General features: G+C 71.6%; 21 protein-coding genes. 5 read left to right on the top strand and 16 right to left on the bottom strand.

All coding sequences use genetic code 11. From position 1 onward, the window contains the following. Positions 1 to 114: 114 nt before the first annotated feature. From NYO99_RS09445 to NYO99_RS09510, 14 genes are all read right to left on the bottom strand, one after another. Positions 115 to 1,023, bottom strand: coding sequence for a hydroxymethylglutaryl-CoA lyase (locus tag NYO99_RS09445; RefSeq protein WP_268166929.1), 909 nt, complete (start codon positions 1,021 to 1,023; stop codon positions 115 to 117). A 2-nt stretch (positions 1,024 to 1,025) separates the two neighbouring features. After that, positions 1,026 to 3,008 carry an acetyl/propionyl/methylcrotonyl-CoA carboxylase subunit alpha gene (locus NYO99_RS09450; protein ID WP_268166930.1) on the bottom strand — a complete coding sequence of 661 codons (1,983 nt, stop codon included), beginning with the start codon at positions 3,006 to 3,008 and terminating at the stop codon, positions 1,026 to 1,028. Further along, positions 3,001 to 3,132 (bottom strand): hypothetical protein, encoded by a 132-nt coding sequence (locus tag NYO99_RS09455; RefSeq protein WP_268166931.1) that lies wholly within the window; start codon positions 3,130 to 3,132, stop codon positions 3,001 to 3,003. The genes NYO99_RS09450 and NYO99_RS09455 overlap by 8 nt, the downstream gene beginning before the upstream one ends. A 90-nt stretch (positions 3,133 to 3,222) precedes the next feature. Continuing rightward, positions 3,223 to 3,429 carry a hypothetical protein gene (locus NYO99_RS09460; protein ID WP_268166932.1) on the bottom strand — a complete coding sequence of 69 codons (207 nt, stop codon included), beginning with the start codon at positions 3,427 to 3,429 and terminating at the stop codon, positions 3,223 to 3,225. Position 3,430: 1 nt separating this feature from the next. Further along, complete coding sequence (bioB, locus tag NYO99_RS09465; protein WP_268166933.1) at positions 3,431 to 4,471, bottom strand: biotin synthase BioB; 1,041 nt, start codon at positions 4,469 to 4,471, stop codon at positions 3,431 to 3,433. Then, positions 4,468 to 5,172, bottom strand: coding sequence for a dethiobiotin synthase (gene bioD / locus NYO99_RS09470; protein ID WP_268166934.1), 705 nt, complete (start codon positions 5,170 to 5,172; stop codon positions 4,468 to 4,470). The genes bioB and bioD overlap by 4 nt, the downstream gene beginning before the upstream one ends. Beyond that, positions 5,169 to 5,708: a hypothetical protein gene (locus NYO99_RS09475; RefSeq protein WP_268166935.1), complete on the bottom strand. Its 540-nt coding sequence runs from the start codon at positions 5,706 to 5,708 to the stop codon at positions 5,169 to 5,171. Before NYO99_RS09475 ends, bioD begins: the two co-directional genes overlap by 4 nt. Further along, positions 5,705 to 6,919, bottom strand: a complete 1,215-nt coding sequence (locus tag NYO99_RS09480) for an aminotransferase class I/II-fold pyridoxal phosphate-dependent enzyme (protein ID WP_268166936.1) — start codon at positions 6,917 to 6,919, stop codon at positions 5,705 to 5,707. The genes NYO99_RS09475 and NYO99_RS09480 overlap by 4 nt, the downstream gene beginning before the upstream one ends. Continuing rightward, entirely contained in the window at positions 6,906 to 8,192 is a 1,287-nt protein-coding gene (gene bioA / locus NYO99_RS09485) for an adenosylmethionine--8-amino-7-oxononanoate transaminase (RefSeq protein WP_268166937.1), read from the bottom strand. Before bioA ends, NYO99_RS09480 begins: the two co-directional genes overlap by 14 nt. 10 nt (positions 8,193 to 8,202) lie before the next feature. Continuing rightward, a complete protein-coding gene (locus NYO99_RS09490; protein ID WP_268166938.1) occupies positions 8,203 to 8,685 on the bottom strand; it encodes a hypothetical protein in 483 nt (160 codons plus the stop codon). A gap of 3 nt (positions 8,686 to 8,688) precedes the next feature. Continuing rightward, complete coding sequence (locus tag NYO99_RS09495; protein ID WP_268166939.1) at positions 8,689 to 9,474, bottom strand: enoyl-CoA hydratase/isomerase family protein; 786 nt, start codon at positions 9,472 to 9,474, stop codon at positions 8,689 to 8,691. After that, positions 9,471 to 10,664, bottom strand: coding sequence for an alpha/beta hydrolase family protein (locus tag NYO99_RS09500; protein ID WP_268166940.1), 1,194 nt, complete (start codon positions 10,662 to 10,664; stop codon positions 9,471 to 9,473). The genes NYO99_RS09495 and NYO99_RS09500 overlap by 4 nt, the downstream gene beginning before the upstream one ends. Continuing rightward, the gene (locus NYO99_RS09505; RefSeq protein WP_268166941.1) at positions 10,661 to 11,194 is read right to left on the bottom strand and encodes a GNAT family N-acetyltransferase; all 534 of its coding nucleotides are present in this window, start codon (positions 11,192 to 11,194) and stop codon (positions 10,661 to 10,663) included. The genes NYO99_RS09500 and NYO99_RS09505 overlap by 4 nt, the downstream gene beginning before the upstream one ends. Further along, on the bottom strand, positions 11,194 to 12,801 hold the full coding sequence (locus NYO99_RS09510; protein ID WP_268166942.1) for a carboxyl transferase domain-containing protein: 1,608 nt from the start codon (positions 12,799 to 12,801) through the stop codon (positions 11,194 to 11,196). The genes NYO99_RS09505 and NYO99_RS09510 overlap by 1 nt, the downstream gene beginning before the upstream one ends. A 159-nt stretch (positions 12,802 to 12,960) precedes the next feature. On the opposite strand from NYO99_RS09510, the gene NYO99_RS09515 reads away from it, so the two are divergent. From NYO99_RS09515 to NYO99_RS09535, 5 genes are all read left to right on the top strand, one after another. Continuing rightward, the gene (locus NYO99_RS09515; protein ID WP_268166943.1) at positions 12,961 to 13,653 is read left to right on the top strand and encodes a TetR/AcrR family transcriptional regulator; all 693 of its coding nucleotides are present in this window, start codon (positions 12,961 to 12,963) and stop codon (positions 13,651 to 13,653) included. A gap of 113 nt (positions 13,654 to 13,766) precedes the next feature. Next, a complete protein-coding gene (locus tag NYO99_RS09520) occupies positions 13,767 to 15,365 on the top strand; it encodes a FecR domain-containing protein (protein WP_268166944.1) in 1,599 nt (532 codons plus the stop codon). Further along, positions 15,362 to 17,758, top strand: a complete 2,397-nt coding sequence (locus NYO99_RS09525) for a hybrid sensor histidine kinase/response regulator (protein ID WP_268166945.1) — start codon at positions 15,362 to 15,364, stop codon at positions 17,756 to 17,758. Before NYO99_RS09520 ends, NYO99_RS09525 begins: the two co-directional genes overlap by 4 nt. Positions 17,759 to 17,819: 61 nt before the next feature. Further along, positions 17,820 to 18,275 (top strand): (2Fe-2S)-binding protein, encoded by a 456-nt coding sequence (locus NYO99_RS09530; protein ID WP_268166946.1) that lies wholly within the window; start codon positions 17,820 to 17,822, stop codon positions 18,273 to 18,275. 10 nt (positions 18,276 to 18,285) lie between these two features. Beyond that, on the top strand, positions 18,286 to 20,508 hold the full coding sequence (locus NYO99_RS09535; protein WP_268166947.1) for a xanthine dehydrogenase family protein molybdopterin-binding subunit: 2,223 nt from the start codon (positions 18,286 to 18,288) through the stop codon (positions 20,506 to 20,508). Positions 20,509 to 20,577: 69 nt separating this feature from the next. Here the strand turns inward: NYO99_RS09535 and NYO99_RS09540 are convergent, their stop codons facing one another. Both NYO99_RS09540 and NYO99_RS09545 read right to left on the bottom strand, forming a co-directional pair. Beyond that, the gene (locus tag NYO99_RS09540) at positions 20,578 to 21,540 is read right to left on the bottom strand and encodes a hypothetical protein (protein WP_268166948.1); all 963 of its coding nucleotides are present in this window, start codon (positions 21,538 to 21,540) and stop codon (positions 20,578 to 20,580) included. Between the two features lie 79 nt (positions 21,541 to 21,619). Then, entirely contained in the window at positions 21,620 to 21,829 is a 210-nt protein-coding gene (locus NYO99_RS09545) for a heavy-metal-associated domain-containing protein (protein ID WP_268166949.1), read from the bottom strand. Positions 21,830 to 21,864: the final 35 nt, after the last annotated feature.

Here is a 21,864-nt window from a genome sequence, read left to right on the forward strand (position 1 = left end):
GGCCGTCGCGCGGCCGGCCAAGCTGCGGGCCGTCCGTCGCGGGGTGCCGATTCCAGCAGGTCAGAATGAACTGGGCGTTAAGTCATGGGTGCATCGCACCCGCTGATCGCCCTGTCAGCCTGTGCGCTTGGCCAGCAGCGCCCGCGCCACGCGCGACACCGGCGGGCGGCCAAGCACGCCGGAGATGAAGGCGCCGGCATCCACCAGCTTGTCCAGGTCGATGCCGGTCTCAATGCCCAGGCCGTTCAGCAGGAACACCACGTCCTCGGTGGCCACGTTGCCGGTGGCGCCCTTGGCGTACGGGCAGCCGCCCAGGCCCGCCACGCTGGCGTGGAAGCTGTGCACGCCCAGCTCCAGGCTGGCGTAGAGGTTGGTCAGCGCCTGGCCGTAGGTGTCGTGGAAATGGCCCGACACCTCCGCGGTGGGGAAGTGCTTCAGCGCCCGCTCCATGGCCGCCTGCACCTGGCGCGGCGTGCCCACGCCGATGGTGTCGGCAATGTCGATGGCGTCCACGCCCAGCGCGCGCAGCGGCTTCACCACAGCCTCCACCTGGTCGGCGCTGATGTCGCCTTCGTAGGGGCAGCCCAGCGCGCACGACAGCGCCGCGCGCACCTTCACGCCCGCCGCGTGCGCGCCTTCGATGACGGGCGCGAAGCGCTCCAGACTCTCGGCGATGGAGCAGTTGATGTTCTTCTGTGTGAACGCCTCGCTGGCCGCTGTGAAGACGAGGATCTCGTCGGGCTTGCTCGCCAGCGCCGGCTCCAGCCCCTTGAGGTTGGGCACCAGCACCGAGTACCTCACATCGGAACGCCGGCTGATTGCGGCCATCACCGCGGAGTTGTCGCCCATCTGCGGCACCCACTTCGGGCTGACGAAGCTGGTGACCTCGATTTCCTTCAGGCCGGCGTCCTGCAGCATCGCCACGAGCTGCGCCTTGTGCTGGGTGGCGACGTTCTCTTTCTCGTTCTGCAGGCCGTCGCGGGGGCCGACGTCGAGGATCTTGACGTGCGAGGGCAGGGCCATGCTCAGGCCTCCAGCTTCAGCAGTTCCGCGCCGTCGCTCACCTGGTCGCCCACGGCGAACAGCAACTCGGCCACGGTGCCGTCGCGCGGCGACGAGATGGTGTGCTCCATCTTCATGGCCTCCATCACGGCCAGCGGCTGGCCCTTGGTGACGGTGTCGCCGGCCTGCGCGAGGAAGGCGATGAGCTTGCCGGGCATGGGCGCGGTGAGCCGGCCGCCTTCCGTCCCGCCTTCGCCGGCGTGGGCGATGACGTCCACCTCGGTCAGCACGGCCGAGCCGTTCGCGGCGAACACGGCGACGCGCTCGCCCTGGGCGTAGGTCTTCACGCGAATGCGGTCGGTGCCCAGGAAGAGTTCATGTGTTTCAGCGTCGCTCGATTGCACGGCGAAATCGATGGCCTCGCCGGCGACCGTCAGCGTCATGCCGCCACGGTGGTGGCGGGCCAGCAGCACCTCATGGTGCGTGTCGCCCGCGGCCAGGTCGAAGCGGCGGGTGGCCGCGCCGAACAGGCGGAAGCCGTCGCGCGCGCTCCACGGGTCGGCGCCTTGCGTGGCCGCTTCCACCGCCAGCGTGTGGGCGACGACGGCAGCTGCGCTCACGCGCAGCGGCAGGCCGGGCTGGTCGAACAGCACGGCCTTCTCGCGCTCGATGAGGCCGGTGTCCAGGTCGGCGCCCGAGAACGACGCCGTGGCCGCGCAGCGGCGCAGGAAGGCGACGTTGGTGTGCAGGCCGACGATGTGGGTGTCGCGCAGCGCGGCGTCCAGCCGGGCCAGGGCTTGCGCCCGGTCCTCGCCCCAGACGATGAGCTTGGCGATCATCGAGTCGTAGAAGGGGCTGATCGCGTCACCCTCGCGCACGCCGGCGTCGATGCGGGTGTTGCCTCGTTCAAACGCGACATGGTCCGGCCAGCGCGCCACGTCCAGCGAGCCGGTGGCGGGCAGGAAGCCACCATCCGGGTTCTCGGCGCAGATGCGGGCCTCGATGGCGTGGCCGTGCATGCGCAGCTCCGATTGCTTGAGCGGCAGTGGCTGGCCCGCGGCCACACGCAGTTGCCACTCCACCAGGTCTTGCCCGGTGATGGCTTCCGTCACCGGGTGCTCCACCTGCAGGCGGGTGTTCATCTCCATGAAGTAGAAGCGGCCGTCCTGCTCGGCGATGAATTCCACCGTGCCGGCGCCCACATAGCCCACGGCCTTGGCGGCGGCGACGGCCGCTTCACCCATCTGCGCGCGGCGCTCCGGCGTCATGCCGGGCGCGGGGGCTTCTTCCAGCACCTTCTGGTGGCGGCGCTGCACCGAGCAGTCGCGCTCGAAGAGGTAGACGCAGTCGCCGTGGGTGTCGCCGAAGACCTGGATCTCGATGTGGCGCGGGCGTTGCACGTAGCGCTCGATCAGCACCGCGTCGTCACCGAAGCTGTTGATGGCTTCTCGCTTGCAGGAGGCGAGTGCGGCGTCGAACTCGTCAGCGCTGAACACCGCGCGCATGCCCTTGCCGCCGCCGCCGGCGCTGGCCTTGATGAGCACCGGGTAGCCGATGCGGTCCGCCTCGCGCTTGAGCAGCGCGGGGTCCTGGTCGGCACCGTGGTAGCCGGGCACCAGCGGCACCTTGGCCGCTTCCATCAGCCGCTTGGACTCGGCCTTCAGGCCCATCGCCTGGATGGCGCTGGGCGGCGGGCCGATGAAGACGACGCCGGCATCGGCGCAGGCCTGGGCGAAGGCCTCGTTCTCGCTGAGGAAGCCATAGCCGGGGTGCACGGCCTCGGCGCCGGTCGCCTTGGCGGCGGCCAGGATGCGCTCCCATTGCAGGTAGGAGTCGCGCGGCGCGGGGCCGCCGATCAGCACGGCCTCGTCACAAGCCTTGACGTGCTGTGCGTTGGCGTCAGCCTCGGAATAGACGGCGACGGTCTGGATGCCGAGGCGGCGCGCAGTGGCCGCGACGCGGCAGGCGATTTCCCCTCGGTTGGCGATGAGGATCTTCTTAAACATGGCGTGCTCCCGAGGGGAACTCGCCTGTGTGCTCGGCTGCGCCGAGCACCATGCAATTTGTCGCTTGCGCGACCGCGCCTTCGGCGCGAGCACCGCGGTTGGCGATCAGGATCTTCTTGAACATCTCTCTTGTCTCCGGTCTTGTGAACCTTCTACAGGCTTGTTCTTCTGGGGCCGGGGTCACCGGCGGGTGAGGCAGGCAGGCGGCGGGCGGTCAGCCCGGCTGGCCTTCCTTCAAGCGCTTGCGGCGCGCCTCGTAGTCGTCATAGGCCGGCGCGTTGCGCTTCTCGCAGGCGCGGCGGTCCTGCGGGTTGCTGTTGCTGCTGGCGCACTGGGACTGCGCCACCTCCTGCGCGTAGTCGTAGACAACAGCGCAGCCGGACAGGGCGAGCGAGGCGAGGATGAGCAGGGCGTACTTCATGTCAGTGCGTGCAGACCTGCACCTTGGCGGCGGCGTCAGACGGTGTCAGCTCCGCCTCGGTCGAGCAGCGCATGCCCAGGCGCTCCAGCAGCGCGCGGTCCTTCTCGGCCTGCGGGTTGCTGGTGGTCAGCAGCTTGTCGCCGTAGAACATGGAGTTGGCGCCGGCCAGGAAGCACAGGGCCTGCATGGTCTCGGGCATCTCCTCGCGGCCGGCACTCAGGCGCACCATCGCGCGCGGCATGGTGATGCGGGCGACGGCAATCGTGCGGATGAACTCCAGCGGGTCCAGCGGCGCCACGCCGGCCAGCGGCGTGCCCTCGACCTGCACCAGGTTGTTGATGGGCACGCTCTCGGGGTAGGGGTCGAGGTTGGCCAGTTGCACGATGAGGCCGGCGCGCTGGCGGCGCGTCTCGCCCATGCCGACGATGCCGCCGGAGCAGACCTTCAGGCCCTGCGCGCGCACGCGGTCCAGCGTGTCGAGACGGTCCTGGTAGGTGCGCGTCGTGATGATCTGGCCGTAGAACTCGGGCGCGGTGTCGAGGTTGTGGTTGTAGTAGTCGAGGCCTGCTTCCTTCAGCTGCTCGGCCTGGCCGTCTTCCAGCATGCCGGCCGTCAGGCAGGTCTCCAGGCCCAGCGCCTTGACCTCGGAAATCATTTCGCCGATGGCTTCCAGATGGCGGGCCTTGGGCGCGCGCCAGGCGGCACCCATGCAGAAGCGCGTGGCGCCGTTGGCCTTGGCGGCGCGGGCAGCTTCCATCACCTCCTGCAGCGGGATCAGCTTCTCGGCCTTGAGGCCCGTGTCGAAGTGGGCCGACTGCGGGCAGTAGGCGCAGTCCTCCTCGCAGCCGCCGGTCTTGATGGACAGCAGCGTGGACAGCTGAACCGCGTTGGCGTCGAAGTGCTCGCGGTGCACGGTCTGTGCGCGGAACAGCAGGTCGTTGAAGGGCAGCTCGAACAGCGCGGCCACCTCGGCCACGGTCCAGGGCTTGGCCTGGCGGCGGTCGGCGTCGGTGGTGGGGGTGAGGGTCTGGATCTGGTTCATGCGAAAGCCACCAAGGGGGAAATGTCGAGACACGCCGGCGCGGCCAGCGGGTCGGAAAGTCGGGGGATGTGTCCGAGGCAGGGGGCCTTCAGGCCGGCCTGCAGCGCGTGCAGATTGTCCGTGACGTGGGGTTGATGGGCGTCCACGGTGTTGGCCACCCACGCGGCGAGTCGCAGGCCGCGCGCGCGCACCGCTTCGGCCGTCAGCAGCGCATGGTTGATGCAACCCAGCCGCAGGCCCACGACGAGGATGACGGGCAGGCCCAGGTCCACGGCGAGGTCGGTCGTGTCCCAGGTGTCGGTCAGCGGCACGCGGAAGCCGCCGACGCCTTCGACCAGCGCGAGGTCGGCCCGGGCCGCCGTGGCGCGGATGGCGGCCAGCAGCGCGTCGCGGGCGATGCCGCGGCCTTCCAGCCGGGCCGCGATGTGCGGCGCACAGGGCTCGCGGAACTGCAGCGGGCCCACCTCCGCGTCGGTCAGGCCCAGGTTCTGCGCCGCGAGCAGCGTGGCCACGTCCTCGTTGACCCAGCGGCCGTCGACGAATTCCTGCCCGGCGGCCAGCGATTTGACCGGCGCGACGCGCCGGCCCGTTGCCGCCAGCGCGCGGGTCAGCGCGGCGGTGACGAAGGTCTTGCCGATCTCGGTGTCGGTGCCGGTGATGAAGAAACCCTGCATGGCCTGGGCGAGTGGGCGGAGTGTCATCGGAAGGTCGCCCACGAAAACCCGTTGACCGGGTGGTTCATATGCAGCACGGGACATTGGCAGTCCGATGAACGCACCACGGCGACGGAGACCGGCAGTTGCGCCAGTGCCTGGAACTGCGGCGAGCCGGCGACCTGCTGCTCGAAGGCCAAGGCGTTCGCCTTGTCCCAGCAGTCGAGGGTCGCGACGACGGGGCTCAGCTGGAAGATGCTCAGGTCGGGGTTGGCGCCGATCTGCAGGGTCAGCTGCGATGCTCGTCGCCAACCGCTGCGGCCGAGGGCGTCGGCATCGGCCGCGGCCGCCACCACGCGGCAGAGCGTCATCACGAAGTTCGTCCTCCGGTCCCGGAGCAGGTCGAAGTTGACGACCAGCCCGTCGTCTGGCGCATCCCCCAGATCATTGACCGCGGTGGTGCGCCAGTGCTGGACGAAGCTCGCCAACGCCTGCGCCATCGATAGGGATTTCAGCGTCGGCGTTTCGCGGCGCAGCGCTGCCCGCAGCGACTTCTCGAGCTGGTCGTGCGCAATGGCGCTCATGCCGCCATCTCCTGCGCCGCCGCAGCGCGTTCCAGCGCGGTCAGCAGCGCGTCGACATCCGCCGCCGTGTGCGTGCCGCACAGCGTGATGCGCAGCCGCGCGGTGCCGGCGGCCACCGTGGGCGGGCGGATGCCCGGCACGCGCAGGCCAGCCGTCTCCAGCGCGGCGGCCAGCGCCATGACCTCGGCATTGCCGCCGACGATCAGCGGCTGGATGGGCGTGGCCGCGTCAGTGAGCTGCCAGCCCAGGTGCGGGTGGCGGGTGATCAGTGCCAGCAGTCCGTCACGCAGTTGCGCTTGCCGCGCAACGAGGTTGGCGCGGCGTTGCGCGCCCAGCGGGCCTTCGATGAGCGCGAAGCTGGTCAGCAGCGCATGTTCTACCGCCGGTGGCGACGCGGTCGAGAAGATGAAGTTGCGCGCGGCCTGCAGCAGGTACTCGACGATGGTGGCGTGCGCCGCGACGAAGGCGCCGGCCAGGCCGGCGGCCTTGCCCAGCGTGCCGACGAGGATCAGCCGCTCGCTGTTCAGGCCGAAGTGCTCCAGCGTGCCACGGCCGCGCTCGCCCAGCACGCCAAAGCCGTGGGCGTCGTCCACCACCAGCCAGGCGTCGAACTCGTTCGCCAGCGCGAGCAGCGCGGGCACGGGGGCGAGGTCGCCGTCCATGCTGAACACGGCGTCGGTCACGATGAGCTTGACCTTGGCCGAGCTGGCCGCCAGCAACGCACGCAGGCCGGCCACGTCGGCATGGCCGTAGCGCTTGACGGTGGCCTTGGCGAGCCGCGCCGCGTCGATGAGCGACGCGTGGTTCAGCTGCTCCGAGAAGATCTCGGTGTGCTCGTCGCCCAACGCGGTGACGACGGCGAGGTTGGCCATGTAGCCGGTGCAGAAGCCGATGGCGCGGGCCTGCGGGATGTGGGGTGCGTACCAGCGCGCCAGCGTGTCGGTCACGGCTTCGTGCGCAGCGCTGTGGCCGCTGACGAGCGGCGACGCGCCGGAGCCGCCGCCCCAGCGGCGGGCGCCGTCGGCCAGCGCGTCGGCAATCGCCGGTTCGGCGGCCAGGCCGAGGTAGTCGTTCGAGCAGAACATCAGCAGCTCGCGGCCGTTGACGGTCTGGCGGGGCGCGGTGCCGGTGTCGGCACGGCGCAGGGCGCGCTTGAGGCTCTGCGCCGAGATGGCGCCGAGCTTGGCGCTCAGGTGATCAAGCAAGGACATCGTTCAGCGTCGCCGTCACGGCCTGGGCCAGGAAAGCCGCGGTCGTGTCGTCGATCAGGTAGGGGGGCATCAGGTAGACGGTGCTGCCGATCGGTCGGATCAGCAGTTCGTGCGCGCGGGCCTTCAGGTGGAAGGTCTCGGCGAAGCGCGCGGGGGCGTTCGGCACATCGAAGGCCAGGATCATGCCGCGTTGGCGCAGGTGGGTCACGCGGCCGGCCAGTGGCGCGAAGGCGCGGGTGAGGCGGTCGGCCTGCGCGCGGGTGTCGTCCAGCAGGCCGGCGTCGAAGCGGTCCAGCACCGCGTTCGCTGCCGCACAGGCCAGCGGGTTGCCGGTGTAGCTGTGCGAATGCAGGAAGCCGCGGGTGACATCGTCGCTCCAGAACGCGGCGAACACGTCATCGGTGGTGAGCACCAGCGACAGCGCCATGGTGCCGCCGGTGATGCCTTTGCTGAGCAGGATGAAGTCGGGCCAGTCGGCGCCAGTGTGTTCCCAAGCGAAGAAGGTGCCGGTGCGGCCGCAGCCCACCGCAATCTCGTCGGCGATGAGGTGCACGCCGAATTCGCGTGTCAGCGCGCGCAGGCCGCGCAGGTACTCGGGCGAGTACATCACCATGCCCGCCGCGCCCTGGATCAGCGGCTCGACGATGACGCAGGCGATCTGCGCGTGCCGCTCAGTCAGCAGCGCGCGCATCGCAGCCAGCGCCTCGGCCTCGTTGCCCCGGCGGGCATCGGGCGAGGCCACGATGTGCGCGCGCATCAGCAGCGGGTCGTAGGCGTCGCGGAACACCTGCACGTCGGTCACGCTCAACGCGCCGAGCGTCTCGCCGTGGTAGCTGTTCTGCAGGCACACGAACTCGCGCTTGTCCGCCTGCCCCCGGTTCTTCCACGAGTGGAAGCTTTGCTTGAGCGCAATCTCGACAGCGCTGGCGCCGTCGCTGCCGAAGAACACATGGCCCAGCGCACCGCCGGTGCGGGCCGACAGGCGCTCGGCCAGGCGCACGGCGGGCTCGTGCGTGCAGCCGGCCAGCATCACGTGGGGCAGGGTGTCGAGCTGCTGCTTGATGGCGTCGTGCAGGGCGCGGTCGCTGTGGCCGAACAGGTTGACCCACCAGGACGAGTTGGCGTCGAAGTAGCGGCGGCCGTCGGTGTCGATCAGCCAGGGGCCCTCGCCGCGGGCGATGGGCAGCGGCGGCACGTTGGCGAGGCGGGCCATCTGCGTGCAGGGGTGCCAGACGGCGGCGCGGCTGCGTTGGGCGAGGTCGGGGGCGGTCATCGGGGAAGGGTCAGGGCAGGCGCGGCTTGAAGTGCGGCACCGTGGCGTTGAACAGGGCGAGCGCGGCCGCCCGGTCGGGGCCGCAGATCATCAGGAAGTGCAGCAGTTTGCGCGGCGTGGCGTAGCCCAGGTACAGCGCCACCTGTTGGCCGGGCAGCTCGGCGGCGAACGACAGCTCCAGCCCGGCGTCGCTGCGGTGCGGGCGCACCTGCTGCTGCAGCGTCTGCCAGTCGCCGGGCGTGGCCTGGGCCAGCGCGGCGAGGCGCTGCGCGATGACCTGCTCGCCCAGCGCCTGCAGGTCGTCGGCACCGCTGGCGATGAAGTCCACCGACACGACCAGCGCCGCGTCTGCGGCCGGTTGGTGGAAGGCGACGGCGTTGTCTGCTTCCGGCGCCTGCGCTTGCCAGGCCGGCGGCAGGTCCAGCACGAACTCGGAGTAGACCGAGTCGCGCGTGGTCGCTGGCGTCAGCGAGACGGTGTAGCGGTAGACCATCGCTCAGCTCGCCAGCCAGCCTGGCTTGCGCTTGGCGAGGAAGCTCTGCACGCCCTCGCGGCCTTCGGCGCTGGCGCGGATGTCGGCGATGCGGCGCGCGGTGTCGTCGCGCAGCGCGGGCGTGATCTCGCGGCCGGCCACGTCCTTCACCAGCTGCTTGCAGGCGCGCACGGCGGCAGGGCCGTTGGCCGCGATGGCGGCGGCAAGCTCGTCGACCTTGGCGTCCAGCGCGTCGGCCGCGACGACTTCGTGCACCAGGCCCAGCCGCTGCGCCTCGGCGGCGCCGAAGCGCTCCGCCGTCATGAAGTAGCGGCGCGACGCCTGCTCGCCGAGCGCGCGCGCGACGTAGGGGCCGATGGTGGCGGGCAGCAGGCCCAGCTTGGCTTCGCTGAGGCAGAAGCCGGCGGTGTCCACCGCCACGACGATGTCGGCACACGCCACCAGGCCCACGCCGCCGGCGTAGACGTCGCCCTGCACGCGGGCGATGACGGGCACGGGGCAGCTGTAGAGTGACCACAGCATGTCGGCCAGCCGGGTGGCGTCGGCATGGTTTTCCTCCCACGAGTAGCCAGCCATGGCCTGCATCCAGTTCAGGTCGGCCCCGGCGCAGAAGGCCTTGCCCTCGGCGGCCAGCACGACGGCGCGCAGCGACGCGTCCTGGGCCAGCGTCGTGAAGGCGTGGGTCAGTTCGGCGATCAGCGCCTCATTGAACGCGTTGCGCACGTCGGGGCGGTTCAGTGTGACGCGGGCGGTGTGCCCGTGGCGGGCCAGCGTGAGGTGAGAGGTCATGGCGTGCTGCGGACGAGGGCGTCGTCGACCGCGTGGAGGTGGCAGGTGGAGGCGGGCGTGCCGTCCGTGGCGGTGGGCACATGGCGCTGGCAGAAGGCCAGGGCGCGCGACAGTGCGTCGTCGCCTTGGGCGTAGCCCCAGCGACCGGCGCCGTCGGTGGCGAAGGCGCGGGGCGGCTGGGTGGCGAGGAACTTCTGGAAGCCTGCCCGCAGCCGGGCCGGTGCGCTGGCCTCGCCGTCCAGCGGCCGCACGGGCGCAGGCCGGGCGACGCTGCCGGGCTGGCCGAACCCCAGCGGGGCCAGGAACTCGTCAACCAGTGGCTGCCAGACGTCGTTGCCGGCCGCGAACAGCTTGTGGCCGTCCTCGCCGTGCGCGGGCAGCAGGCGCAGGTCCACGGCGCCGCCGCCGTCGGCATAGGCGCTGGCCCAGCGGCTGGCATGGCTGGGGGCGAAGTAACGGTCGTTCTCGGCGTAGATCCACAGCGTGGGTGTCGCCGCCCCGGCGGCCGCGTTGGCCTCGGCGTAGGCGCGGTAGAGCTTGCGCAGCTGGTCGCTCTGGCAGGGGGAGCCGGGGCGCTTTTCCGGGTTGCCGCCGTGGCCGCCGGCGAAGCTGATGGCGGCGACCTGGCCCGGTGCGCGCGCCGCCGTGGCCGCGATGGTGGCGATGCCGCCGACCGACACGCCCACCAGCACGGTGCGGTTGGCATCGATGTCGGGCTGGCCGGCCATGAAGTCGCGCACGGCCAGGATCTGCTGGGCCGCCGCCCTCAGTGCGGTGCCGTAGCGCGGCGCGTCGCAGGACACGCTGCTTTCCGGGTCGCCCGCGTCGGCCAGCTCGCCATAGCCCAGGCGCAGCGGCACGGCGACGGCGAAGCCCTTGCGCACGAAGTAGCGCGCGGCAGACTCGAAGCGCGGGCGCTTGTAGTCGGCTCGCTTGTCCGAGTTGCGCCCGTGGCTGATGACGGCCAGCGGGAACGGGCCCGGCCCCGCAGGGCGGAAGGTGGTGACGAGCAACTCGCCCTCGACCGGCTTGCCGAAGGCATCCACCACACGGGCTGGCACGCGCACGATGGCTTCGCGCACATCCGCCTGCAGGCGCTCGGGCGCCGAGGCGGACGCGTCCGCGGAGGCGGGCGGCTGCGCGTGCGCCAGGGCCGCGCCAGCCAGGCAAGCCATCAACAGCCACTTCATGCCACGGCCTCCGGCGCGGCCAGCGTCTTGACCATCAGCACGCTGGCGTAGGTTTTGCCCCGCCACTGCACGCCGCCCACGGTGCGGTAGCCACGGCGCTCGTAGCGGCGGCGCAGCGCGGTGGCGGGCTCGGCGGTGTCCAGCGCGATCTGCGTGAAGCCCTGGGCGAGCGCCCAGGCCTCGGCGGCGGCGATGAGCTGCTCGGCCAGGCCCTGGCCGCGGCAGTCCGGGTGCACGGCCAGCTGCGACAGGATGGCCGTGCCCGGCGTGGTGTAGAGCGCCGGTGGCGGGTCGGCGATGTAGGCCTCGCCCGCTGGCTTGGGGCCTCGCACGGCCACGGTGCCTGTCAGCCGACCGTGCTGCTCGGCCACGAAGGCCTGCGCCCCGGCCAGCCGCTGGCGCGTGACCTCCACCGGCTGATCCACCGCCGTGAAGTTCCAGCCCTGGGCGGCCAGGCTGGCGTAGGCGGCGTGCAGCAGGTGGGTGAGGTCGTCGAGCGAGTCGCTCGGTTGCAGGGGGCGAACGGTCATCACATCCGGAACACGCCGAACTTGGTGTCCGGGATCGGCGCGTTCAGTGAGGCGGACAGGCCCAGCGCCAGCACGCGGCGGGTGTCGGCGGGGTCGATGACGCCGTCGTCCCACAGGCGCGCCGACGCGTAGTACGGGTGGCCCTGGTCTTCGTACTGCTGGCGCAGCGGGGCCTTGAAGGCTTCTTCCTCGTCAGCGCTCCAGGTGCCGCCCTTGGACTCGATGGCGTCGCGGCGCAGGGTGCTCAGCACGCTGGCGGCCTGCTCGCCGCCCATGACGGAGATGCGCGCGTTGGGCCACATCCACAGGAAGCGCGGGCTGTAGGCGCGGCCGCACATGCCGTAGTTGCCGGCGCCGAACGAGCCGCCAATGATCACGGTGAACTTGGGCACCTGGGCGCAGGCCACGGCCGTCACCATCTTGGCGCCCGCGCGGGCGATGCCCTCGTTCTCGTACTTGCGACCCACCATGAAGCCGGTGATGTTCTGCAGGAACACCAGCGGAATCTTGCGCTGGCAGCACAGCTCGATGAAGTGCGCGCCCTTGTTGGCGCTCTCGGCGAACAGGATGCCGTTGTTGGCGACGATGCCCACCGGCATGCCCTCGATGTGCGCGAAGCCGCAGACCAGCGTGGTGCCGTAGCGCGACTTGAACTCGTCGAACTCGCTGCCATCGACGATGCGGGCGATGACCTCGCGCACGTCGAAGGGCTTGCGCGTGTCGGTGGGGATGACGCCGTGCAGCTCGGTGGGGTCGTAGGCGGGTGCCTTGGGGGCCTGCACGGCCAGCGGGTTGGTCTTGCTCCAGTTCAGGCGGGCGACCGACTGGCGGGCGATGGCCAGCGCGTGGGTGTCGTTGTTGGCGAGGTGGTCGGCCACGCCGGACAGGCGCGTGTGCACATCGCCGCCGCCCAGGTCTTCGGCGCTCACCACCTCACCGGTGGCGGCCTTCACCAGCGGCGGGCCGCCCAGGAAGATGGTGCCCTGGTTCTTGACGATGATGGTTTCGTCGCTCATGGCGGGCACGTAGGCGCCGCCGGCCGTGCACGAGCCCATGACGACCGCGATCTGCGGAATGCCCTGGGCGCTCAGGTTGGCCTGGTTGAAGAAGATGCGGCCGAAATGGTCGCGGTCGGGGAACACCTCGTCTTGATTCGGCAGGTTGGCGCCGCCGCTGTCCACGAGGTAGATGCAGGGCAGGCGGTTCTGGTCGGCAATCTCTTGTGCGCGCAGGTGCTTCTTGACGGTGATGGGGTAGTAGGTGCCGCCCTTCACGGTGGCGTCGTTGCACACGATCACGCACTCGACGCCGGCCACGCGGCCGATGCCGGCGATGACGCCACCGCCCGGTGCGGCGTTGTCGTAGAGGTTCAGGCCGGCCAGCGGGGCAATTTCCAGGAAGGGCGTGCCCGGATCCAGCAGCATCTCCACGCGGTCGCGCGGCAGCAGCTTGCCGCGGGCGGTGTGCTTGGCGCGCGCCGCCTCGCCGCCGCCTTGGGCGATCTGGGCGAGCTTGGCGTTGAGGTCGTCGATCAGGCCGCGCATCGCGTCGGCATTGGCCTTGAAGTCGGCCGAGCGCGGGTTGAGCTGCGTGTTCAGGACCGGCATGGAGTCTCCTGGAGCGGGGCCCGGCAGTGCTTAAGCTGGGCTCAATTATTTGAAGGTCGGCCCGGTAAGGCGCGCAAAGGCCGTCAGGATAGACCAGCGATTGCATGGATGCAATGCCGACTTGAGTGATCCTCAAAAGTTGCGCAGAATGCGTCTGCCATGTGCGCGCTCGCTCCCCCACCGCAACGCCGTTCGCCCGCCGGCCCCAAGGCCGAGCAGCGCGTGCGCGACATCCTGCGCGTGGGCCGTGAGGTGTTTGCCGAGCGCGGCTACGAGCGCGCCACGACGACCGAGGTGGCGCAGCGGCTGGGCGTGTCCGAGGCCACCGTCTTCACCTACTTCCGCAGCAAGCGGGAGCTGTGCGTGCGCGTCATCCAGGACTGGTACGACGAGATCATCGCGGCCATCGAGGCCGGCCTGCCGCGCGAGGCGCCGGTGCGCGAGCAGCTGGAGTTCGTCGTGCTGACCCATCTGCGGCTGTTCCTCATCCAGGGCACGGGGCTGTGCGCGCTGGTGCTGTCCGAAGGCCGGACCAAGGGCCAGGACCTGGGCGAAGGCTTCGTCGAGCTGCAGCGCCGCTACACCGCGCCGCTGATGGACCTGCTGGCGCGCGGCCAGCAGGCCGGCGAGGTGCGCAGCGACATCCCGCTGCGGCTGCTGCGCTCGCTGGTGTTCGGGCCGATGGAACACATGCTGTGGGAGGTGGTCATCACCGGCCGGCAGATCGACGTGGCGCAAAGCAGCCGCGACCTCGTCGCGCTGCTGTGGCCGGCGCTGCAGGCGCCCGAGCATGAATTGCTGCAACTGCGCGCGCTGCGCGATCAGCTTCGCAGCGCGCTCGCGCACACCTGAACCTTCCCTGAGGGGCAGGGTGCTGACAGCGCAGTCGCTACCATCGCCCGCTGGAATTTCAGGGAGGGTCTGCGATGAACGGACGCAAAGTCTGCTTGGCAGGTTTGTTATGGATGAGCGCCGCATGGGCGGGTGCGGCGCCGGAGGCGGCTGACGCCGATTGGCGCTACACCATTCAGCCCGGCGACACCTTGCTGTCACTGACCGAGGCCTGGCTGGACGCGGGCAAGACCTGGCGTGACCTGCAGAAGCTCAACCGCGTGCCCGACCCGCTGCGCCTGCGCCCCGGCGCCACGCTGCGCATGCCGGTGGCCTGGCTGCGGCGCGAGGCCGGTGTGGCCGAGGTGCTGTTCGTGCGCGGCGATGTGCAGCGCCAGCGCGGCGCCAGCAGCGAGCCGCTGGCCGCCGGCGCCACGCTGCAGGGCGGCGACCGCCTGCGCACCGGGCCGCAGGCCAGCGTGTCGCTGCGCTTTGCCGACGGCTCGCGGCTGCTGCTTCCGCCCGGCAGCGAGGTGACGCTGACGCAGCTGCTGGTGCTGGGCCGCGGCGCGCTGCCGGCCGTGCGGCTGAACCTCGACAAGGGCGGTGCCGACAGCCGCGTGGCGCCCAATGCGCAGCGCGTGCCGCTGTACGAGCTGCGCACGCCGCACGTCAACCTGGGCGTGCGCGGCACCGAGTTCCGCGTGCAGGCTGCGGCGGCACAAAGCCGCATGCAGGTGCTGGCCGGTGCGGTGCAGGCCCACGGCATGGCGGCCACCGTGAATGCCGGGCAGGGCCTGCTGGCCGATGGCCAGGCGCTGTCGGTGAGCGCGCTGCTGCCCCCGCCGGACCTGGGCGGCATCGCGGCCGTGGCCGATCGCCTGCCGCTGCACCTGGCCTGGACGGGCGGCCCGGCTGGCGCCCAGACCTGGCGCGCACAGCTCTACCCCCGGGGCGACTTCGACCGCCTGCTGCTGGACGCCGAGGTCGGCGAGCCCGCCGTCACCTGGCCCGAGGCGCGCGAGCTGCCCGACGGCGACTACACGCTGCGCGTGCGCGCCATCGACGCCCGCGGCCACGAAGGGCGCGCCGCCGATGCCGAGCTGCGCCTGCAGGCGCGGCCCGAGCCGCCGTTCATCCAGGCGCCCGCGCCGGGCGCCGTGGGCTACGGCAGTGGCATGGCGCTGGCCTGGAGCCGCAACACGGCGGCCCCGGCCGTGCGCCTGCAGATCGCCCGCGACGCCGCATTCAAGGATCTGGTGCTGCAGCCGCCGCCGCTGGACGCGGCCCGCTTCGAGGCGCGCCTGGCCGACCTGGGCGGCCACGGCGTCTATCACTGGCGGGTCGCGTCCGTGGAGGCCGGCGGCCGCGCCGGGCCATTCAGCGAGGCGCAGAGCTTCGAGCTCCAGCCGCCGCCGCCCGCGCCGCCGCCGGCCCAGCCCGACCTCAGCGGTGACCAGCTGCAGCTGCGCTGGCGCGCCGACAAGGGCGTCGTGCGCTACGAGCTGGCGTGGAGCAGGACGGACGCCTTCGACGGCACCGACGTCCAGCACTTCACGACCGACAAGCCCGAGCTGACCATGCCCAAGCCGTCCTGGGGCCACTACTTCCTGCGCGCACGCGGCGTGAACGCAGCCGGTGTGGCCGGCCCCTGGGGCCAGACGCAGCGGATCGAGGTGCCTTACCCGCGCTGGTTGTGGTTGCTGCCGCTGCTGCTCGTGCCCGTGCTTTGAAGCACCTGCGCTGGCTGGCCCTGCCTGCGGCGCTGCTGCTGTGGGCGCTGCTGGGCCTGGTGGGCGTGCAGCCGCGGCTGGACCGTGCGCTGGCCGACCTGCTGCTGCAGGCCACGGCGGCGCCCGCGCCGCGCGCGTCGGGTAGCGTCGTCGTGGACATCGACGACGCCTCGCTGCGCGCGCTGCGCGAGCCGCTGGGCGAGTGGCCGTACTCGCGCGAGGTGCATGCGCTGATGCTGGACTACCTGCGCCAGGCCGGCGCGAAGCTGGTGGTGCTGGACATCGTGTTCGCCGGCCCGCGCGAGGGCGATGCACGGCTGGCGCAGGCGCTGGCCCAGGCGCCGCCCGTGGTGCTGGCTGCGGCCGGGCTGGCGCCCGGGCAGCGCGCCGCCGTGGAGCTGGCGCCGGCCACGCCGGCCGAGCGGGCGGCGCTGCAGCGTCTGGGCGGGCCGCCGGCCGGCATCGCCTGGGCCGGGCTGACGCCGCCGGCCGACGTGCTGCTGGATGCACTGACCGCGCCCGGCAGCCTGGGCGTCATCTCCGCCGCGCTGGACGACGACGGTCGGCTGCGCCACCTGCCGTTGCTGCACCAGGTGCAGGGCCGCTCGCTGCCCAGCCTGGCGCTGGCGGCGCGGCTGCGGGCCGACGGCGCGACGGGCTGGCGGCTGGACGGCGGCGAGCTGGTGGCCGGCGCGCGGCGCTGGCCGGTGGACGCGCAGGCCCGGCTGCGGCTGCGCCTGCCGCCACAGGGCGGCGAGCTGCCGCGCGTGAGCTGGCAGCGGCTGATGCGCGCCGCGCTGGGTGAGGCCGACGATGCGGAGCTGCCTCGGCTGCTGGCGGGGCGCAGCGTGTTCGTCGGCAGCAGTGCGTTTTTTGCGGACGAGGTCATGCTGCCCGAGGGGCGCGTCAGTGGCACGGTGCTGAACGCGGCGGTGTTCGAGGCCCTGGGGGCTGAGCCCCTGCCGCTGCTGCGCGAGCGCGGCGCGGCGGTGTGGGTGCTGAACGGCCTGCTGCTCGCGCTGGGCGCCCTGCCGCTGCTGCTGCGGCGCCAGCTGCTGGCGGCCGGCCTGGCGCTGGCCGGGTTGGCGGCGGCGGCCTGGGCTGCCGTGGGGGGCGGGCTGCTGCCGTCGCCGGTGCCGGCGCTCTATGGGCTGGCGGCGGCGCTCGCGCTGAATGCGCTGCTGCGCGCCCGCCAGGCCCGTGCGCGCGAGCGCGAGCTGCTGCGTGAGCGCGAACTGGCCGACGCGCGCAGCCGCGCCAAGACGGAGCTGCTGGCCCAGGTCAGCCACGAGATGCGCACACCGATGAACGCGGTGCTTGGGCTGTCCGACATCCTGGCGCGCTCGCCGCTGCGGCCCGAGCAGGCGCATCACGTCGAGGTGCTGCGCCACGCCGGCCGTCAGGCCTTCGCCCTCATCAACGACCTGCTGGACAACGCCCGCATCGAGAGTGGCCGCCTGACGCTGGCCTCACACCCGTTCAACCTCGTGGACCTGGTGGAGCTGCAGCTGGAGCTGCTGCGCGAGCGTGCCCAGGCGCAGGGCCTGTGGCTGCGCGTGTTTGCGCGCACCGACGCGACGGGCTGGGTGCTGGGCGACGAGCAGCGCGTCGCGCAGATCGTCAACAACCTCGTGGGCAATGCGATCAAGTTCACCTCGCAGGGTGGCGTGGTGGTGGAGTTGTCGCGCGAACCCGGCGACGGCGTGCACGAGGGGCGCATCGTCATCGCTGTGCAGGACACCGGCATTGGCATCGATGCGGCGCAACTGGCCCGCATCTTCGAGCCCTTCGAGCAGGCCGATGCCAGCATCTCGCAGCGCTTCGGCGGCACGGGCCTGGGCCTGCCCATCACGCGCAGCCTCGCGCGGCTGATGGGTGGCGACATCAGCGTGCGCAGCACGCCCGGCGAGGGTAGTCGTTTCGAGGCGCGGCTGGACCTGCCGCCCGGCCGGCCGCCTCAGGACGACGGCGTGCCGCCACGCGCCGAGGGCGTGGCGCCCACGCGCGCGCTGTCGCTGTTGCTGGCCGAGGACAACGAGGTCAACGTGCTCGTCATCGAGGGCATGCTGGCGCCGTTGGGCCACCGCGTCACGCGCGTCAGCGACGGCGCGCAGGCCCTGCAGGCGCTGCAGGCCGGGCAGTTCGACCTGGTGCTGATGGACATGCTGATGCCGGTACTGGACGGCCTGTCGGCGACGCGCCAGTGGCGCGCCGTGGAGGCCGCCGAGGGGCGCGTGCGCACGCCCATCGTCGCGCTGACGGCCAGCGCGGCGGACACCGACGCCCAGCAGTCGCTGGCGGCCGGCTGCGATGCTCACCTCACGAAGCCGCTGAGCCTGGCCGCGCTGCTGCAGGCGCTGGCCCGTCATGCCCGCCGCGCGGGCAATGCCTGACTGGCAGACGGGGGCAGGCGTTCTGGCTAGAGTGCCCGCTTCCCACACCCGGAGGCCCCCGATGATCAACCTGACCGTGAACGGCCGCGCCGTTGCACTGGACGCCGAGCCCGACATGCCATTGCTGTGGGCCGTGCGCGAGGAGCTGCAGCTCACCGGCACCAAGTTCGGCTGCGGCGCCGCGCAGTGCGGCGCCTGCACCATGCACGTGGCCGGCGCCCCGGTGCGCTCCTGCCTGATGCCGGTGTCCGCCGTGCAGGGCCCGGTAACCACCATCGAGGGCCTGGCGAACGACAAGGTCGGCCAGGCCGTGCAGGCGGCCTGGGTGGCGCACGACGTGGCCCAGTGCGGCTACTGTCAGAGCGGCCAGGTCATGAGCGCCACGGCCCTGCTCAAGGCCAACAAGAAGCCCACCGACGCGCAGATCGACGAGGCCATGGCCGGCAACATCTGCCGCTGCGGCACCTATCCCCGCATCCGTGCGGCCATCCACGCCGCCGCCGCGGCCCTGGCTTGAGGAGAACGGCATGCTGAACCCCCGTCGCATCGACGAGATCGTGACCGGCGGCCTGTCCCGCCGCGCCTTCGTGGCCACCACGGTCGGCGGCGCCGTCGGCCTGGCGCTGCTGCCCGGCGCCGCGTCCGCCCAGGCCGCCGCCAAGCCTGGCAGCAAGCCCACCGAGCAGCCGCTGGCCTTCGTCAGCATCGCGCCGGACGGCACCACCACCATCCTGTGCAACCGCATGGACATGGGCCAGGGCATCGAGACCGGCCTGGCCATGATCTGCGCCGAGGAGCTGGAGGCCGACTGGAGCAAGGTGCGCACCGGTTTCGGTGACCAGCGCGGCGCCTACGTGGACCCGCTGTTCGGCATGCACCTGACCGGCGGCTCCAACTCCATCAAGAACAGCTACGGGCAGTACCGCGAGCTGGGGGCCCGCACCAAGGCCATGCTGGTGGCCGCGGCGGCGCAGCGCTGGGGTGTGCCGGCCGCGTCGCTGACGGCGGCCAACGGCGTCGTCAGCGGTGCTGGCCAGTCGGCCGGTTATGGCGAGCTGTTCGAGGCCGCGATGAAGCTGCCCGTGCCCGAGGCCGTCACGCTGAAGGACCCCAAGGCGTTCAAGCGCATCGGCCAGCCCACGGGGCTGGTGGTCAGCCAGGCCAAGAGCAGCGGTGCCCAGGCCTACGGCATGGACGTGCAGTTGCCCGGCATGGCGGTGGCCGTCATCCAGCGCCCGCCGGTGTTCAACGGCAAGGTCGCCAAGCTCGATGCCAGCGAGGCGCTCAAGGTCAAGGGCGTGAAGGCCGTGCTGCCGGTGCCGCTGGACCGCGGCGGCCAGGGCGTGGCCGTCGTCGCCAGCGGCTACTGGGCCGCCAAGAAGGGCCGTGACGCGCTGAAGGTGGACTGGGACCTCGCCGGCCTCGGCAAGCCCGACACCGCCGCGCTGACGAAGCAATACTTGGCGCTGGCCAGGACCGCCGGCACGCCCGCGCCCAAGCCCGAGTTCCAGGCCGACGTCAGCGGCTGGAGCAAGGCGCCGAAGAAGATCACGGCCGACTTCTTCTTCCCCTACCTGAACCACGCGCAGATGGAGCCGCTGGCCTGCACGGTGGACCTGAAGGCCGATCGCTGCGACGTCTACTACGCGGCGCAGATGCCGGGCCTGGACGCGATGGCGCTCGCTAAGACCGTGGGCCTGAAGCCCGAGCAGGTGCAGATCCATGTGCAGATGGCCGGCGGCGGCTTCGGCCGCCGGGCCACACCGGCCAGCGAATGGCCGCGCGAGGCGGCCGCCGTCGCCGTGGCCCTGCAGCAGTCCGGCAAGCCCATGCCGGTCAAGGTGATCTGGAGCCGCGAGGACGACGTCAAGGCCGGCTACTACCGGCCCATGACCGTGCACCGCGCCGAGATCGGCTTCGACGCCACAGGCAAGATCGCCGGCTGGCAGCACCGCATCGTCAGCCAGAGCATCCTGAAGGGCTCGCCCCTGGAGGGCTTTGGCTACCAGAAGGGCGTGGACGGCACGACCACGGAGGGCATGCGCGACCCCTACGACATCCCGATGCACCTCAGCGTGCACCACCCGGACGTCAACGTGCCCGTGCTGTGGTGGCGCTCGGTGGGCGCCACGCACACGGCCTATGTGATGGAGACGCTGATCGACGAGATCGCGTTCACCACCAAGCAGGACCCGGTGGCCTACCGCCTCCAGCTGATGGCCGGCAACGCCAAGGCCGAACGCCACCGCCTGGCGCTGCAGGCGGCGGTGGACAAGAGCGGCTACGGCAAGCGCAAGCTGAAAGTCGGCCAAGCCTGGGGCGTGGCGGTGCACGAGAGCTTCGAATCCGTCGTCGCCTACGTCGTCGTCGCCAGCCTGAAGGGCAAGGGCAAGGACCGTCAGCCGGTGCTGCAGGAAGTGCATGCCGGCGTGCACTGCAACCTCTGTGTGAACCCCAAGGCGGTGGAGGCCCAGGTGCAGGGCGCGGCCATCATGGCGCTGGGCACGACGATGCCGACGCACCGCGTGACCTTCAAGGACGGTGTCGTGGAACAGGGCAACTTCTACGACATGGCCATGCCGCGCATCACCGACGCGCCGGCCGTGATGACCGTCAGCATCGTGCCCAGCCAGGACCCGCCCAAGGGCATGGGCGAGCCGGGCCTGCCGCCGCTGGCTCCGGCGCTCGCCAACGCCGTGGCCCGGCTGACCGGCCAGCGCCAGCGCGAGCTGCCGTTCCGCTTCGCCTGAACGGCCAAGGCGCGGGCGTGAAAAAGGCGGGCCAGCGGCCCGCCTTTTCTTTGGCTGTTGGTGCTGCGCTCAGCCTTGGCGGCGGCGGCGCACGCCGGCGGCGGCCAGCAGCGCGGTCAGTGCGAGGCCGGCGCTCATGGGCTCGGGCAGGCCGGCGGGCACGTCTTGCACGCGGGCGATGGCAGGGAAGGGGTCGCCCGTGCGTGCGCCTGCGCCGCAGTAGGACGTGAAGGCCTCGCCCCGGGGCTCATCCGGGACTTCGGCCACCAGAGCCGCCACCTCACCGCCGCCTTCCAGGTTCTTGTTGCTCTGCAGGTAGGCGGTGCAGACGCTGGTCTGGGACACCTGGCCCGAGGCCGTTGACGTCATCACGTAGGAGATGTCGTAGGTGCCGGCATCCAGCGGGATGAAGTAGTTGCCGCCCGCGAAGCCGTAGCTGTAGAAGCCGTCTGCGGCGCCGCCCGTGCCGCTGGAGCTGATCGCGTAGGTGCCGTTGGACGTGTAGCTGTTCGTCACGGCGCCACCGGCGGCAACTTCCACGCTCCACAACTCGTCCAACCAGGTGGTGGTCTGGCCCGAGGTGGTGTTGGTGATCTGCAGCTTGATGGCCAGCATGGCCTTCTGGAACTCGCCAGCTGCGAAGGCCGTGCTGCCGAAGGCGCCCACTTCGCCCGCGTCCAGGTAGAAGCTGAAGCCGTCAGCGGCGTCGAGCGTCAGCTGGGTCAGCACCGAGCCGACGCCGTTGGCGTAGAAGGTGTTCTCGCCGGAGGCACGGCTGCCGAAGTAGTTCGGCGTGCCATCGCAGGCGTAGGCGTGGACGACGATGTTGTTGCCGTTGGCATCGCCGTCGAACGCGATGGCGTCCTGGCCCAGTGCCGCGCCGCAGCTGGAACTGCCGGCGGCCGTGAGGCCGGGCGGTGTGGCGCTGCCGAGGTTGTAGCTGCCGACGCCGGTGTAGGTGGGGGCGGCCCATGTGGGCGCGGCGAGCGCAGCCAGCGTGGCGGCGAGGGCGATGTGACGGACGTTGTGCATGACGGATTCCAGCGCGGAGGTGCGTCATGCTAGGCGGCGCGGTCGTTGCTGCCTGTCCCGTGCTTCAGGGGCGCCCCCCTCAAATGCGGGTGGCGTCCGGCGCGGGCGGGTAGCCGGCCTCGGCAAGCGCGGCGGCCAGCGTCTCGCGGGGCAGGGCGCTGTCCACCTCGGCCGTGCGGGCGTCGCGGTCGATGGCGATGCGGGCCTGCGCGTCCAGCGCCTGCAGCGCCTCGGTGATGGCCGCCACGCAGTGGCCGCAGCTCATGTCGGGCAGGGTGAAGCGGTACATCGCGAGGGCTCCTGGCGCAGATCAAGTCGGGGCGT

The organism is Roseateles hydrophilus (genome assembly GCF_026712245.1).
Taxonomy (GTDB): domain Bacteria; phylum Pseudomonadota; class Gammaproteobacteria; order Burkholderiales; family Burkholderiaceae_C; genus Pelomonas; species Pelomonas hydrophilus.